At 63.5% G+C, this 13,161-nt stretch carries 15 protein-coding genes and 1 other RNA gene; 10 read left to right on the top strand and 6 right to left on the bottom strand.

The window, feature by feature from the left end; all coding sequences use genetic code 11:
* Positions 1-46: 46 nt before the first annotated feature.
* Positions 47-496 (bottom strand): EVE domain-containing protein, encoded by a 450-nt coding sequence (locus JFU57_RS06150; RefSeq protein ID WP_078470527.1) that lies wholly within the window; start codon positions 494-496, stop codon positions 47-49.
* Between the two features lie 194 nt (positions 497-690).
* On the opposite strand from JFU57_RS06150, the gene JFU57_RS06145 reads away from it, so the two are divergent.
* Positions 691-837, top strand: coding sequence for a hypothetical protein (locus JFU57_RS06145; protein WP_178102934.1), 147 nt, complete (start codon positions 691-693; stop codon positions 835-837).
* Between the two features lie 7 nt (positions 838-844).
* Here JFU57_RS06145 and JFU57_RS06140 read toward each other — a convergent pair whose 3' ends face one another.
* From JFU57_RS06140 to JFU57_RS06125, 4 genes are all read right to left on the bottom strand, one after another.
* Positions 845-1,510, bottom strand: a complete 666-nt coding sequence (locus JFU57_RS06140; protein WP_201132083.1) for a 5-formyltetrahydrofolate cyclo-ligase — start codon at positions 1,508-1,510, stop codon at positions 845-847.
* 68 nt (positions 1,511-1,578) lie between these two features.
* Positions 1,579-1,757, bottom strand: a non-coding RNA gene (gene ssrS / locus JFU57_RS06135) — 6S RNA.
* A gap of 23 nt (positions 1,758-1,780) precedes the next feature.
* Positions 1,781-2,104 (bottom strand): cell division protein ZapA, encoded by a 324-nt coding sequence (locus tag JFU57_RS06130; RefSeq protein WP_020295926.1) that lies wholly within the window; start codon positions 2,102-2,104, stop codon positions 1,781-1,783.
* Positions 2,101-2,310, bottom strand: a complete 210-nt coding sequence (locus JFU57_RS06125; protein ID WP_007940359.1) for a TIGR02449 family protein — start codon at positions 2,308-2,310, stop codon at positions 2,101-2,103. The genes JFU57_RS06130 and JFU57_RS06125 overlap by 4 nt, the downstream gene beginning before the upstream one ends.
* A 140-nt stretch (positions 2,311-2,450) precedes the next feature.
* Here JFU57_RS06125 and JFU57_RS06120 point away from each other — a divergent pair, with 140 nt between their 5' ends.
* The 9 genes from JFU57_RS06120 (at position 2,451) to gcvH (ending at position 11,815) form a co-directional block, all read left to right on the top strand.
* Entirely contained in the window at positions 2,451-3,008 is a 558-nt protein-coding gene (locus JFU57_RS06120; protein ID WP_078470529.1) for a YecA/YgfB family protein, read from the top strand.
* Positions 3,009-3,035: 27 nt separating this feature from the next.
* A complete protein-coding gene (pepP, locus tag JFU57_RS06115; RefSeq protein WP_201128498.1) occupies positions 3,036-4,370 on the top strand; it encodes a Xaa-Pro aminopeptidase in 1,335 nt (444 codons plus the stop codon).
* Complete coding sequence (ubiH, locus tag JFU57_RS06110; RefSeq protein ID WP_201128496.1) at positions 4,367-5,554, top strand: 2-octaprenyl-6-methoxyphenyl hydroxylase; 1,188 nt, start codon at positions 4,367-4,369, stop codon at positions 5,552-5,554. The genes pepP and ubiH overlap by 4 nt, the downstream gene beginning before the upstream one ends.
* Positions 5,547-6,032 (top strand): DUF4442 domain-containing protein, encoded by a 486-nt coding sequence (locus JFU57_RS06105; protein WP_201128494.1) that lies wholly within the window; start codon positions 5,547-5,549, stop codon positions 6,030-6,032. Before ubiH ends, JFU57_RS06105 begins: the two co-directional genes overlap by 8 nt.
* A 9-nt stretch (positions 6,033-6,041) precedes the next feature.
* Positions 6,042-7,259, top strand: coding sequence for a 2-octaprenyl-3-methyl-6-methoxy-1,4-benzoquinol hydroxylase (locus JFU57_RS06100; RefSeq protein ID WP_201132082.1), 1,218 nt, complete (start codon positions 6,042-6,044; stop codon positions 7,257-7,259).
* A gap of 128 nt (positions 7,260-7,387) precedes the next feature.
* On the top strand, positions 7,388-8,389 hold the full coding sequence (locus JFU57_RS06095) for an extracellular solute-binding protein (RefSeq protein WP_078470534.1): 1,002 nt from the start codon (positions 7,388-7,390) through the stop codon (positions 8,387-8,389).
* A 136-nt stretch (positions 8,390-8,525) separates the two neighbouring features.
* Complete coding sequence (locus tag JFU57_RS06090; protein WP_201128493.1) at positions 8,526-10,142, top strand: ABC transporter permease subunit; 1,617 nt, start codon at positions 8,526-8,528, stop codon at positions 10,140-10,142.
* A gap of 154 nt (positions 10,143-10,296) precedes the next feature.
* Positions 10,297-11,379, top strand: a complete 1,083-nt coding sequence (gene gcvT, locus JFU57_RS06085) for a glycine cleavage system aminomethyltransferase GcvT (RefSeq protein ID WP_078470536.1) — start codon at positions 10,297-10,299, stop codon at positions 11,377-11,379.
* A 52-nt stretch (positions 11,380-11,431) separates the two neighbouring features.
* Positions 11,432-11,815, top strand: a complete 384-nt coding sequence (gcvH, locus tag JFU57_RS06080; protein WP_020295916.1) for a glycine cleavage system protein GcvH — start codon at positions 11,432-11,434, stop codon at positions 11,813-11,815.
* 53 nt (positions 11,816-11,868) lie between these two features.
* On the opposite strand, the gene JFU57_RS06075 is transcribed toward gcvH, so the two are convergent.
* The gene (locus tag JFU57_RS06075; protein WP_078470537.1) at positions 11,869-13,011 is read right to left on the bottom strand and encodes a DegT/DnrJ/EryC1/StrS family aminotransferase; all 1,143 of its coding nucleotides are present in this window, start codon (positions 13,009-13,011) and stop codon (positions 11,869-11,871) included.
* Positions 13,012-13,161 lie beyond the last annotated feature (150 nt).

Genomic DNA, 13,161 nt, shown 5'->3' with positions numbered 1-13,161 from the left:
CCGTGGGCGCGTGCCGCGAGCGGTGCGCGGCACGGCTTGCCGTGGATCAGCGCAGGGCCAGTACCGCGGCCCATTGCTCGGCGGTCACCGGCATCACCGAGAGGCGGCTGCCTTTTTGTACCAGCGGCATTTCGTCGAGGGCGGCCTGTTGTTTCAAATAGTCCAGGCGCAACACCTGGGAGAAAGTCTCGACATGGGCAACGGTGATTGCACTCCAGGCATTTTTTTCCGGCGTGGCCTTGGCGTCGAAGTAGGGACTTTGCGGGTCCAGGGCCGTTGGGTCCGGGTAGGCGGCTTCGATGATCTGCCCGATGCCGGCGATCCCGGGCTCCGGGCAACTGGAGTGATAGAAGAAGAATAGGTCGCCCACCGCCATGGCCCGCAGGAAGTTGCGTGCCTGGTAATTGCGCACCCCGTCCCAACGGGCTTCGCCGAGCTTTTCCAGGCCCTTGATCGAGAGTTCTTCGGGCTCGGACTTCATCAGCCAATAGGCCATTTTTTGCGCTCCTCGAGGGCTGTGGGCAAGTTGTCTGGCAATTTTATGACAAACCGACAGTCGGTTGACGTCAGCATTTGCGTGTCGGTTCACGTTATCGCAGAATGCCGGGATTTTAAGCTTGACGCTGCTGCACGGACTATTACGCAAGCCGTTGCTGTCATCGTGTGTGATAGGCCTTAGGGGGGCAATCGATGAAACGCAAACCGGATTTACTATGGATTTTGGTTATTTTGTTCGGTTTGGGTGTGGTGACCACTGGCTATGCGCAGAGCCTGTGGGCCAGTAAAGCCGATGCCCCGATCGAGCTCGCGCAACAGCAGCAACCCTTCAAGCGTTGATCCCGTCTCAGGCGCCGCTGCCTTCAAGTGGCGCCTGCTCTGCAAAATACCACCGCCCGTCTGTCACCGTAGCCTGCAACGGCACATCCCAGCTCGCCTGATCCAGTCGCTCGACCTTCTGACACTCATGGGCCAGGCCCAATAGCGTCGGCTTGCGCCAATTCTGGCGCCGGGCCAGGTACGCCAGGCTGCGGTCATAGAAGCCGCCGCCCATCCCCAGGCGCCCCCCCACATCGTCGAAACCGACCAACGGCAATAGCACCAGGTCCAGGGCCCAGACCTTGCGCTGGCGTGCGACATTCACCCGCGGTTCAAGAATCCGGAAACGATTGGGCCGCAGCTTCTCTCCCGGACGTACTCGCTGGAACACCATCTTGGTCCTGGGCCAGGCGCTGAGTACCGGCAGGTAGGTGGCCTTGCCCCGGCGCTGGGCGGCGCGCAGCAGCAGGCGCGGGTCGATTTCACCGTCGGTGGGCAGGTACAGGGAGATATGCCGCGCCCGGCGGAACAGCGGGTTTTGCGCCAGCTGTCGATACAGCCCGCGTGCGGCCTGGCGCTGCTCGCTGGGGCTGAGGGCACGCCGCGCGCGGCGTAGCAGGCGACGAAGTTGCGGGCGGGAGAGGGGGCGTCGGTCATGGGGGCAGGCCGTGGGAGCTGGGTTCGGATGGCCCAGCCTACCGCTAAACGGCCGGCGGCAGAAACAACAATGCCAGCACGATGGCTGGCATTGGTTTGCAATTCAGGCTCCCCGGATGAACCGCTGTCGACTTAGCCCTTGAACCCGAAAGTTCAAGGTGGAAGATGCAGTAGGCTTTAAGGCTTTCCGTCTAGCGGACATGCACACCAGCCCAACGTGCAACCTCCAGGGTAGTGCGAATCGGCTCAGGGACATCGTCAACTGGCAAGCACCCCAGGGAGTGGCGGGAGTATACCGCAACCGCCTTCAGGAATCAGCTTTGGGTTGTTCCGGATCGGTCGCCAGGACCAGATCGACGCGTTCCAGCAGGTCGCGTACTTGCTCGCGGGTCGAACCGCTGGCCTGTATGTCGGGGCGCTCCTGCTTGTGCAGCAAATCGTGGGTAATGTTGAGGGCGGCCATGACGGCGATGCGATCGGCGCCTATGACTTTGCCGCTGCTGCGAATCTCGCGCATCTTGCCGTCCAGGTAACGGGCGGCGCTCACCAGGTTGCTGCGCTCTTCCTGAGGGCAGATGATCGAATACTCTTTGTCGAGGATCTGCACGGTTACGCTATTGCTTGAACTCATGAGTCTTGCTCCAGGGCCTTGAGGCGCGAAATCATCGATTCGACCTTACGCCGGGCGATTTCATTTTTTTCAATGAGGTGCGCGCGTTCCTCGCGCCAGGTCTTTTCCTGAGCTAATAAGAGTGCGTTTTGACTCTTTAGTTGCTCGACCCTGGTAATTAGCAATTCGAGTCTGGCCATCAGCGCTTGCAGGTCGGTGTCTTCCATTGGATCCCACTGGATTTGTCTGATGAGTGGCAACAGGCTGGGCAAACGAGTTGACGGCCTTGATGGTCTTGGCGCGTCCGCCGATGCTACGATACAAGGCCTCCATTCTAGACATTGCGCCGCTTGGCGCCTAGCTGCCCATGCCCATTCAGAATTCTCCGTACAACGCCTTCGCCACCCTGCTCACCAGCAGCGGTCACCCTGTCTCGCCAGCCGAATTGCACGGCCTGTTGCTCGGTCGCAGTTGCGCCGGCGCCGGCTTTGATGTCGACGGCTGGTTGATCGACGCCGCCGAACTGCTCGAAGGCGAACCACAAGACAACGTGCGCAACGCCTTGATCGGCCTGCAGGAAATGGTCAAGGGCGAGCTGACCAGCGATGACATGACCGTGGTTCTGCTGTTGCCCAGCGACGATGCGCCCCTGACCGAACGTGCCGCGGCACTGGGCCAGTGGTGCCAGGGCTTCCTCAGCGGTTTCGGCTTGAACTCCCGCGACAGCAGCGCCCTGAGCACCGAAGCCACCGAAGTGTTGCAAGACCTTGCCGCGATCGCCCAGGTGCAAGATGCCCTGGAAGAATCCGATGACGGCGAAAGCGACTATATGGAAGTGATGGAGTACCTGCGGGTCGCCCCCTTGCTGTTGTTCACCGAGACCAACAAAAAAGTTGAACCGGCTGCCAAGCCGTCTTTGCACTAACTGCTTGATAGGGAAGTCCGTCTGCCCATGATCCATATCCCGAAATCGGAATACACCCGCCGCCGCAAGGCGCTCATGGCGCAGATGGAACCCAACAGCATCGCGATTCTGCCGGCCGCCGCCGTGGCGATCCGCAATCGCGATGTCGAGCACGTGTACCGCCAGGACAGCGACTTCCAATACCTCAGCGGTTTCCCCGAGCCCCAGGCGGTCATCGTCCTGATGCCGGGCCGCGAGCATGGCGAGTACGTGCTGTTCTGCCGTGAGCGCAACGCCGAGCGTGAACTCTGGGACGGCCTGCGGGCTGGCCAGGAAGGCGCGATGCGCGACTACGGCGCTGACGATGCCTTCCCCATCACCGACATCGACGACATCCTGCCGGGCCTGATCGAAGGGCGTGACCGGGTCTATTCGGCCATGGGCAGCAATCCGGAATTCGACCGGCACCTGATGGACTGGATCAACGTCATCCGCTCTAAAGCGCACCTCGGCGCCCAGCCGCCGAACGAATTCGTTGCCCTGGATCATCTGCTGCACGACATGCGCCTGTATAAATCGGCGGCAGAAGTGAAGGTCATGCGTGAAGCCGCGCGAATTTCCGCCCAGGCCCATATCCGCGCCATGCAGGCCAGCCGAGCCGGTCTGCATGAGTTCAGTCTGGAAGCTGAGCTGGACTACGAGTTCCGCAAGGGCGGGGCGAAGATGCCGGCCTACGGTTCCATCGTCGCCGCCGGGCGCAACAGCTGCATCCTGCATTACCAGCAGAATGACGCGCTGCTCAAGGACGGTGACCTGGTGCTGATCGATGCCGGTTGCGAGATCGATTGCTACGCCAGCGACATCACCCGTACCTGGCCGGTCAACGGTCGGTTTTCGCCGGAGCAGAAGGCGATCTACGAATTGGTCCTGGCTTCCCAGGAAGCGGCGTTTGCCGAGATTGCACCGAACAAGCACTGGAACCAGGCCCATGAGGCCACGGTGCAAGTGATCACCCAGGGCCTGGTGCAGTTGGGTTTGCTCGAAGGCGATGTCGACGAACTGATCGCCAGCGAAGCCTACAAGGCGTTTTACATGCACCGCGCCGGGCACTGGCTGGGCATGGATGTGCACGACGTCGGCGAGTACAAGGTCGGCGGCGAATGGCGGGTGCTGGAGGTCGGCATGGCGCTGACGGTGGAGCCGGGGATTTACATTGCCCCGGACAATCAGAACGTGGCGAAGAAGTGGCGCGGCATTGGCGTGCGCATCGAGGATGACGTGGTAGTGACCAAGCAAGGTTGTGAGATTCTCACCGGTGGCGTGCCGAAGACGGTCGCCGAGATCGAAGCACTGATGGCCGCCGCACGGGCCCAGGTCGCATGACCCGGGTCAATCTGGCGATCATCGGTGGCGGCCTGGTCGGCGCCAGCCTGGCGTTGGCGTTGCAGGCCGGGGCCAAGGCCCGGGGCTGGAAGATCGTGCTGATCGAACCCTTCGCCCCCGGCGACAGTTACCAGCCCAGCTATGACGCCCGCTCCTCGGCGCTGTCCTTTGGCGCGCGACAGATTTATCAGCGGCTGGGTGTGTGGCAGGAAATTTCCCGTCGCGCCGAGCCGATCAAGCAGATTCATGTCTCCGACCGTGGGCGGTTTTCCACCGCGCGTCTGTCGGCCATGGAGGAGGGGGTTCCGGCCCTCGGTTATGTGGTGGAGAACGCCTGGCTTGGCCAGTGCCTGTGGCAGGCCCTGGACAAGGACGTGATCAATTGGCGCTGCCCGGCTGAAGTCACGCGCATGGAGCCGTTGCCGGACGGCTACCGCCTGACCCTGAATGACGAGACCACCCTGGAATGCGAGCTGGCGGTATTGGCCGATGGCGGCCGCTCCGGGTTGCGCGAGCAACTGGGGATCGGGGTCAAGAATCGCCCTTACAACCAGAGCGCGCTGATCGCCAACATCACCCCCAGCGAAGCCCACAACGGCATGGCCTTCGAGCGTTTTACCGATGATGGGCCGATGGCCTTGCTGCCCCTGCCGGAAAATCGCTGCGCCCTGGTCTGGACTCGCCTGGGGATGGATGCGCAGCGCCTGGCCAGCCTGGATGACCGCAGCTTCCTCAGCGAGCTGCAGGGCGTCTTCGGTTATCGCCTGGGCACCCTCAAGCAAGTGGGCGCGCGGCATCTTTATCCGCTGTCACTGGTGGAGGCCGAAGAACAGGTGCGCCCGCACCTGGCCGTCCTCGGCAACGCCGCCCACAGCCTGCATCCCATTGCCGGCCAGGGCTTCAACCTGTCTCTGCGCGATGCCCAGGCCCTGGCCGATGCGTTGCTGGCCAGCCAGGATTCGCCAGGGGATTTCGCCACCTTGCAGGCTTATCGCGAACGCCAGCGCCAGGATCAGACCCTGACCGTGGGCTTCTCCGACCAGGTCACCCGCCTGTTTGGCAGCAAGCAGCCGCTGGTGTCCCTGGGGCGCAATATCGGCCTGCTGGGGCTGGATCTCTTGCCTCCGGCCAAGCGCTGGTTTGCCCGTCAGGCCATGGGCCTGGGCACGCGCCCGGATGCTTAAGTGGCTGAACCAGCGCCTGGGCAAGGCGCGCCTGCTGCGCTGGATCATGTGCCTGTATCCGCCGTACCTCGGTGCCGGGGTGCGGGTCCGCCACATCAGCGCGGATTTTCGTGAGGTCCGGGTGTCCATGGGCCTGGGCTGGTACAACCGCAACTATGTCGGCACCCAGTTCGGCGGCAGCCTGTACGCCATGGTCGACCCGTTTTTCATGTTGATGCTGATGGAAAACCTCGGCCGCGAGTACATCGTCTGGGACAAGGCCGCCACCATTGATTTCATCGCCCCGGGCAAATGCCCGGTGTTCGCCCGGTTCACGATCGACCAGGCCCTGCTCGACCAGATCCGTCAGCACACCGCCAGTGGCGAGAAGTACCTGCCGTTGTTGCAGGTGGATATCCACGACGGCGACGGCACCTTGGTGGCGCGGGTCGATAAAACCCTTTACGTGCGGCTCAAGCCGCAAGCGAGACAGGCTTAAAGCATGGAAATGCGCGCAGATCTGCTGATTGTCGGTGCCGGAATGGTCGGTAGCGCCCTGGCGCTGGCCTTGCAGGACAGTGGGCTGGAAGTCCTGCTGCTCGATGGCAGCCCGCTGACGGTCAAACCCTTCGCTGCCGAGGCGCCCTTCGAGCCGCGGGTGAGTGCCTTGTCGGCGGCCAGCCAGCGGATCCTGCAACGCCTGGGCGTCTGGGAGGGGATTGCCCGACGCCGCACCAGCCCTTACGCGCAGATGCAGGTCTGGGATGGCAGTGGCACAGGGCAGATCCACTTTTCGGCGGCCAGCGTGCATGCCGAGGTGCTGGGGCATATCGTTGAGAACCGCGTGGTCCAGGACGCCTTGCTCGAGCGTTTGCACGAATGCGACCTGGGCCTGCTGGCCAATGCGCGCCTGGAGCAGATGCGGCGCTCCGGGGATGACTGGCTGCTGACCCTGGCCGATGGCCGGGTGCTGCGCGCGCCCCTGGTGATCGCGGCCGATGGCGCCAACTCGGCGGTGCGGCGCCTGACCGGTTGCGCCACTCGCGAGTGGGATTACCTGCACCACGCCATCGTCACCAGCGTGCGCAGCAGCCAGCCGCACCAACTGACCGCCTGGCAGCGTTTCACCGATAACGGCCCCTTGGCGTTTCTGCCGCTGGAGCGCGATGGGCAGCAGGACTGGTGCTCGATTGTCTGGTCGACCACGCCAGGCGAGGCCGAGCGCCTCATGGCGCTGGACGACGAGGTGTTCTGCCGCGAGCTGGAGCGCGCCTTCGAGGGTCGCCTGGGCACGGTGCTGAGCGCCGACCCACGGCTCTGCGTGCCGCTGCGCCAGCGCCATGCCAAGCGCTACGTGGCCGAGGGCCTGGCGCTGATCGGCGACGCCGCGCACACCATCCACCCGCTGGCCGGGCAAGGCGTCAACCTGGGCTTTCTCGATGCGGCGGTGCTGGCCGAAGAACTGCTGCGCGCACACAGCCGTGGCGAGCGCCTGGCCGATGTGAAGGTGCTCAGCCGTTTCGAACGCCGGCGCATGCCGCACAACCTGGCGTTGATGGCGGCGATGGAAGGCTTTGAACGTTTGTTCCAGGCAGACCCGCTGCCGTTGCGCTGGCTGCGCAACACCGGGTTGAAAATCGTCGACCAGATGCCCGAAGCCAAGGCGCTGTTTGTGCGTCAGGCGCTGGGGTTGAGCGGCGATCTGCCGGCATTGGCCAAGGCCTGAACCCCTCGGCTCTGCGCCCATTGCGTTCGGTGCAACATCTGGTAACGCCTCAAGGACACGTTCGGTTTGAGAAGGTAAATGTGAGTCCTTATCATTTGGCCTCACTTTGATATCGAGAGACCGCTCCCATGTTGGCACCGAAGCGTCTACTGACTGCCCTGGCACTCACCCTTATCGGCGGAACCGCCCAGGCGGCCGATGAGGTGGTGGTCTACTCCTCGCGTATCGACGAGCTGATCAAGCCGGTGTTTGATGCCTACACCAAAAAAACCGGGGTACAGGTCAAGTTCATCACCGACAAGGAAGCGCCCCTGATGCAGCGGATCAAGGCCGAGGGTGAAAACGCCACCGCCGACCTGCTGCTCACCGTGGATGCCGGCAACCTCTGGCAAGCCGAGCAGATGGGCATTCTGCAACCGTTCACCTCCAAGGTGATCGACGCCAATATTCCCCTGCAATACCGCTCCTCGGCCCACGCTTGGACGGGCCTGAGCCTGCGCGCGCGGACCCTCGCCTACTCCACCGACCGCGTTAAACCGGGTGACTTGACCACTTACGAAGCCCTGGCCGGCAAGCAATGGGAAGGCCGACTGTGCCTGCGCACGGCGAAAAAGGTCTACAACCAGTCGCTGACGGCCACGCTGATCGAAACCCATGGCGCGGAGAAAACCGAAGAGATCGTCAAGGGCTGGGTCAACAACCTGTCCACCGATGTGTTCTCCGACGACATCGCGGTGCTGGAAGCGATCAATGCCGGGCAATGCGACGTCGGTATCGTCAACACCTACTACTACGGCCGCCTGCACAAGCAGAAGCCGGATCTGGCGGTGAAGCTGTTCTGGCCGAACCAGGGCGACCGTGGGGTGCACGTCAACCTGTCGGGCATCGGCCTGACCAAGCATGCGCCGCACCCGGAAGCCGCCAAGGCCCTGGTGGAGTGGATGACCACCCCGGAAGCGCAGAAGATCTTCGCCGACGTGAATCAGGAATTTCCGGCCAACCCGGCAGTGCAGCCGTCGGCTGAAGTGGCCAGTTGGGGCAAGTTCGTCGCCGATACCCTGCCGGTGGAAGTGGCCGGCAAGCGCCAGGCCGAAGCCATTCGCCTGATGGACCGCGCTGGCTGGAACTGAGCCTGCCGTTATACTGCGCCCCGCCTATGCGGGGCGTTTGCTTTAAAGGGGCGGCGATACCGCCGGGTGCGAGCACGCTCCTCGCCCCGGCGATCCGCAAGCCTTTTTGCCTGTCCCACCTGCCCGAGAGTTTTTTGTGGCCCATCCCGCCCAACGCCGCTGGTATCCCCTGGTCTTCGCCATTGCCGCCCTGGTCCTGCTGCCGCTGAGCGTCCTGCTGCTGTCCTGGCAGGTGGTCGACCAGCAGATCTGGTCGCACCTGTGGCAAACCCAGATGCCGAGGCTGCTGGGCAACACCTTGGTCCTGGTGTTGGGGGTGGGTGTCGGCGTGACCCTGCTCGGGGTCAGCCTGGCGTGGTTGACCAGCCTCTGTGAGTTTCCCGGTCGGCGTTGGCTGGATTGGGCGCTGATGCTGCCGTTCGCGATTCCGGCTTATGTGCTGGCCTTTGTCTTTGTCGGCCTGCTGGATTTTTCCGGCCCGGTGCAAAGCCTGCTGCGTGAGTGGTTCGGCAGCGGGTTGCGCCTGCCCCGGGTGCGTTCCACCGGCGGAGTGATCCTGGTGCTGGTGCTGGTGTTCTACCCCTATGTCTACCTGCTGGCGCGCACCGCATTCCTGGCCCAGGGCAAGGGCCTGATGGAGGCCGCGCGGGTATTGGGCCAGTCGCCGTGGCAGGCGTTCTGGCGCGTGGCACTGCCCATGGCGCGCCCGGCCATCGGCGCCGGCGTGGCTTTGGCATTGATGGAGACCCTGGCCGATTTCGGCGCGGTCGCCGTGTTCAATTTCGACACCTTCACCACCGCTATCTACAAGACCTGGTATGGCTTCTTCAGCCTGTCCAGCGCCGCGCAACTGGCCAGTCTGTTGCTGCTGGCGGTGATGCTGGTGCTGTACGGCGAGCGTCGCGCCCGTGGCGCCAGCCGTGCAGGCAATGAGCGGCCGCGGGGCAAGGCGTTGTACCACCTGCGCGGGCTCAAGGCCCTGGCAGCCAGCAGTTGGTGCCTGCTGGTCTTCGCCTGCGCCTTCGTGATTCCGCTGCTGCAGCTGGTGGTGTGGTTCTGGCAGCGTGGACGCTTCGACCTCGACGAGCGCTATGCCGGGTTGATCGTGCACACCCTTTACCTGGGGGCCATGGCGGCGCTGATCACGGTGAGCGTGGCCCTGCTGCTGGCGTTTGCCCGGCGCCTCGCGCCGACCCGGGCGATCCGTACCGGGGTCAGCCTGGCCAACCTCGGCTATGCGCTGCCGGGCTCGGTGCTGGCGGTGTCAATCATGCTGGCGTTCAGTTACCTGGACCGCGAGCTGGTGATCCCGCTGTCGAGCTGGCTCGGCGGCGCCGGCAAGCCGCTGCTGCTGGGCAGCCTCTGTGCGCTGTTGCTGGCGTATCTGGTGCGCTTCATCGCGGTGGCCTATGGGCCGCTGGAAAACAGCCTGGCGCGGATCCGTCCGTCCTTGCCGGAAGCTGCCCGCAGCCTGGGGGTCAGCGGGCCACGACTGTTTTGCAAGGTGTATCTGCCGTTGCTGCTGCCCGGAACCCTCAGCGCCGCGTTGCTGGTGTTCGTCGATGTGCTCAAGGAAATGCCCGCCACCCTGCTGATGCGCCCGTTCGGCTGGGACACGCTGGCGGTACGGATCTTCGAGATGACCAGCGAAGGGGAGTGGGCGCGTGCTTCGCTGCCGGCCTTGACCCTGGTTCTGGTCGGGTTGTTGCCGGTCATTGGCTTGATCCGCCGCTCGGCTCATCGAATCGGTTAGGTGCCAGTCCTCAACCTTGCGGCTACAATGCGCGGCATTCGGTGCGGTCCATCTTCGGATCTGCTGGCTGGAATCGGCTGAAAGCCATCTATTTCAAGGCTTTCACTCGTGCAGCGGCGGTCCGCACCTTCGCCACGCCCGGAAGGAGAAACCCATGGGACAGCGCACGCCTCTGTATGACTTTCACCTCGCCCTTGGCGCGAAGATGGTCGATTTTGGCGGTTGGGACATGCCTCTGCATTACGGCTCGCAAGTCGAGGAGCACCATGAGGTGCGCCGTGACTGCGGTGTTTTCGATGTATCCCATATGACCGTGATCGACATCAGCGGCCCCCAGGCCAAGGCCTGGCTCCAGTATCTGCTGGCCAATGATGTCGAGCGCCTGCAAAGCCCCGGGCAGGCTTTGTACAGCACCATGCTCAACGAACGTGGCGGCATCGTCGACGATATGCTGGTCTACCGCACCGAAGACGGTTACCGGCTGGTGGTCAACGCCGCCACTCGCGACCAGGATATCGCCTGGATGCAGGCGCAGCTGGGGGCGTTCCAGGTGCAGTTGCGCGAACGCTCGGACCTGGCGTTGCTCGCCATCCAGGGCCCCCAGGCGCGGCACAAGATCGCCGAACTGGTGACCCAGGCCCGTGGCGCGTTGATCCACCAGCTCAAGCCATTCGAAGGCCGTTTCGACGGTGACTGGTTTATCGCCCGTACTGGCTATACCGGCGAGGATGGTCTGGAAATCATGTTTCCGGCCGATCAGGCCCCGGCATTCTTCAACGACCTGGTGGGCGCAGGCATTTCCCCTATCGGCCTTGGCGCCCGCGATACCTTGCGTCTCGAGGCCGGGATGAACCTGTACGGCCAGGACATTCACCAGGACGTGTCGCCCCTGGCGGCCAACATGGCCTGGAGCATTGCCTGGGAGCCGGCCTCACGCAAATTCATCGGTCGCACCGCACTGGAAGCCGAGCGGGCGAGCGGAGTGAAGCAGAAGCTGGTGGGCCTGGTCCTGGAAGAACGCGGTGTTTTGCGAGCGCACCAGGTGGTTCGCATCACAGATGTTGGCGAAGGTGAGATCACCAGTGGTAGTTTCTCCCCTACGCTGAGCAAATCGATCGCACTGGCGCGGGTGCCGATGGCCACCGCCGACCGTGCAGAAGTGGAAATCCGTGGCAAGTGGTACCCGGTTCGAGTGGTCAAGCCGACCTTCGTGCGCCATGGCAAAACCCTGATCTAACTTTTTCCGGCGGGCAGTCAGCCGCTGACATTTCTTCTTGAGGACACAGAATATGAGCGATATCCCTGCCGACCTGCGTTTTGCCGAAAGTCATGAATGGGCCCGTGTGGAAGCCGATGGCAGCGTGACCGTGGGTATTAGCGACCACGCTCAGGAAGCCTTGGGCGACGTGGTATTCGTCGAGCTGACCGAAGTCGGCACCGTGTTCGGTGCAGGGGATCAGGCGGGCGTGGTGGAGTCGGTCAAGGCGGCTTCCGATATCTACGCACCGGTGGCGGGCGAAGTGATTGCCATCAACGAAGAGCTGAGCGCCAGCCCCGAGCTGCTCAACAGCGACCCGTATGGCGCCTGGATCTTCAAGCTCAAGCCAAGCAATGCCGCAGACCTGGACAAGCTGCTGGATGCTGCCGGCTACAAGGCCGCCATCGGCGAGTAAGCCCTTGGAAGAAAAAAGCCTCGATCATTCGAGGCTTTTTTATGGGCGCCGTATCAGGCGTCTTTCAGCACGGCCTTGACCGCCGCCACCGAGCGCTCGACGTCGCTTTTGCTCATGCTGGTGAACATCGGCAGCGAAACGATCAGGCGCCCGACCCGTTCCGCCACCGGGAACATGCCCTCCTTGAAGCCGAGTTTGCGGTACAGGCTCAGCAGGTGGATGGGCGGGTAGTGATAGCCGATCCCGATGCCGCGTTCCTGCATCTGCTCCATAAAGCTGGCGCGGGCGGGCTTGCCGTCCCGGCGTTCAGGCAGCACCAATTGGAACAGGTGCCAGTTGCTGTTGCTGAAGTCCGCCGGCGGCAGTTGGGCGCCGTAGGTGGCCTCGAAATCGCTGCCGAAGCAGTCGAAGTAGTAGCGGGCCAGTTCACGGCGATGGGTGGTGATGTGTTCGATATGGGCGAACTGCCCCAGGCCGATGGCGGCGGCGACGTCGGTCATATTGAACTTGCCGCCCAGGACATCCACATCCAGCCCGTCGAAACCGTTGCGGGTGACGCCTTGCAGGCGGTACTTCTCGGCCAGGCGCACTTCTTCGGGGGTGTTCAGCACCAGGCAGCCGCCCTCGGACGAGGTGACGTTTTTGTTGGCCTGGAAGCTGAATGACACAAAGTCACCGCTGGCGCCGATGCGCTGGCCGTCCCAGCTCGAACCCAGGGCCTGGGCGGCGTCTTCCACCACCCGCAGGCCGTGCTTGCGCGCCAGGGCGTAGAGGCGCGTCATGTCCACCGGCAACCCGGCCAGATACACCGGGATGATGGCTTTGGTGCGCGGGGTGATCGCCGCCTCCACCTGGGCCAGGTCGAGGTTGCGGGTGATCGGGTCGATATCGGCAAATACCGGAGTGGCGCCGACTTCCAGAATCACGTTGGCCGTGGCCACCCAGGAGATCGGGGTGGTGATGACTTCGTCGCCGGGGCCGATGCCGGCGATGCGCAGGGCGATCTCCATGGTGCAGGTGCCGGAGTTGAAGGTGCGCACCGGGCGTCCGCCGAAGAACTCCGAGAGCTGGGCTTCGAAGGCCTGGACCTTGGGCCCGCTGGTGATCCAGCCCGAGCGCAGGACGTCGCCGACAGCGGCGATGGTGGCTTCATCGATGGTGGGTTTGGAAAACGGCAGGAAAGGCAGTTGGCTCATGACGAGGGTGCACCCGGTAAGCAGAGGGTAGAAACAGGCAGGGTGCGCGCCGAGGCTGGCGCGCTGACGCCCAGCATAATGGTACCGATTCGGCGACGGCGCCAGCGCGTCGACGCCCGAAAGCGGCTGCTATGCTGGCTTGACCGTGTT

The organism is Pseudomonas sp. TH07 (assembly GCF_016651285.1).
Taxonomy (GTDB): Bacteria; Pseudomonadota; Gammaproteobacteria; order Pseudomonadales; family Pseudomonadaceae; genus Aquipseudomonas.
Note: the sequence above shows the minus strand (reverse complement) of the source record. Positions and strands in the feature narration are given on the sequence as shown.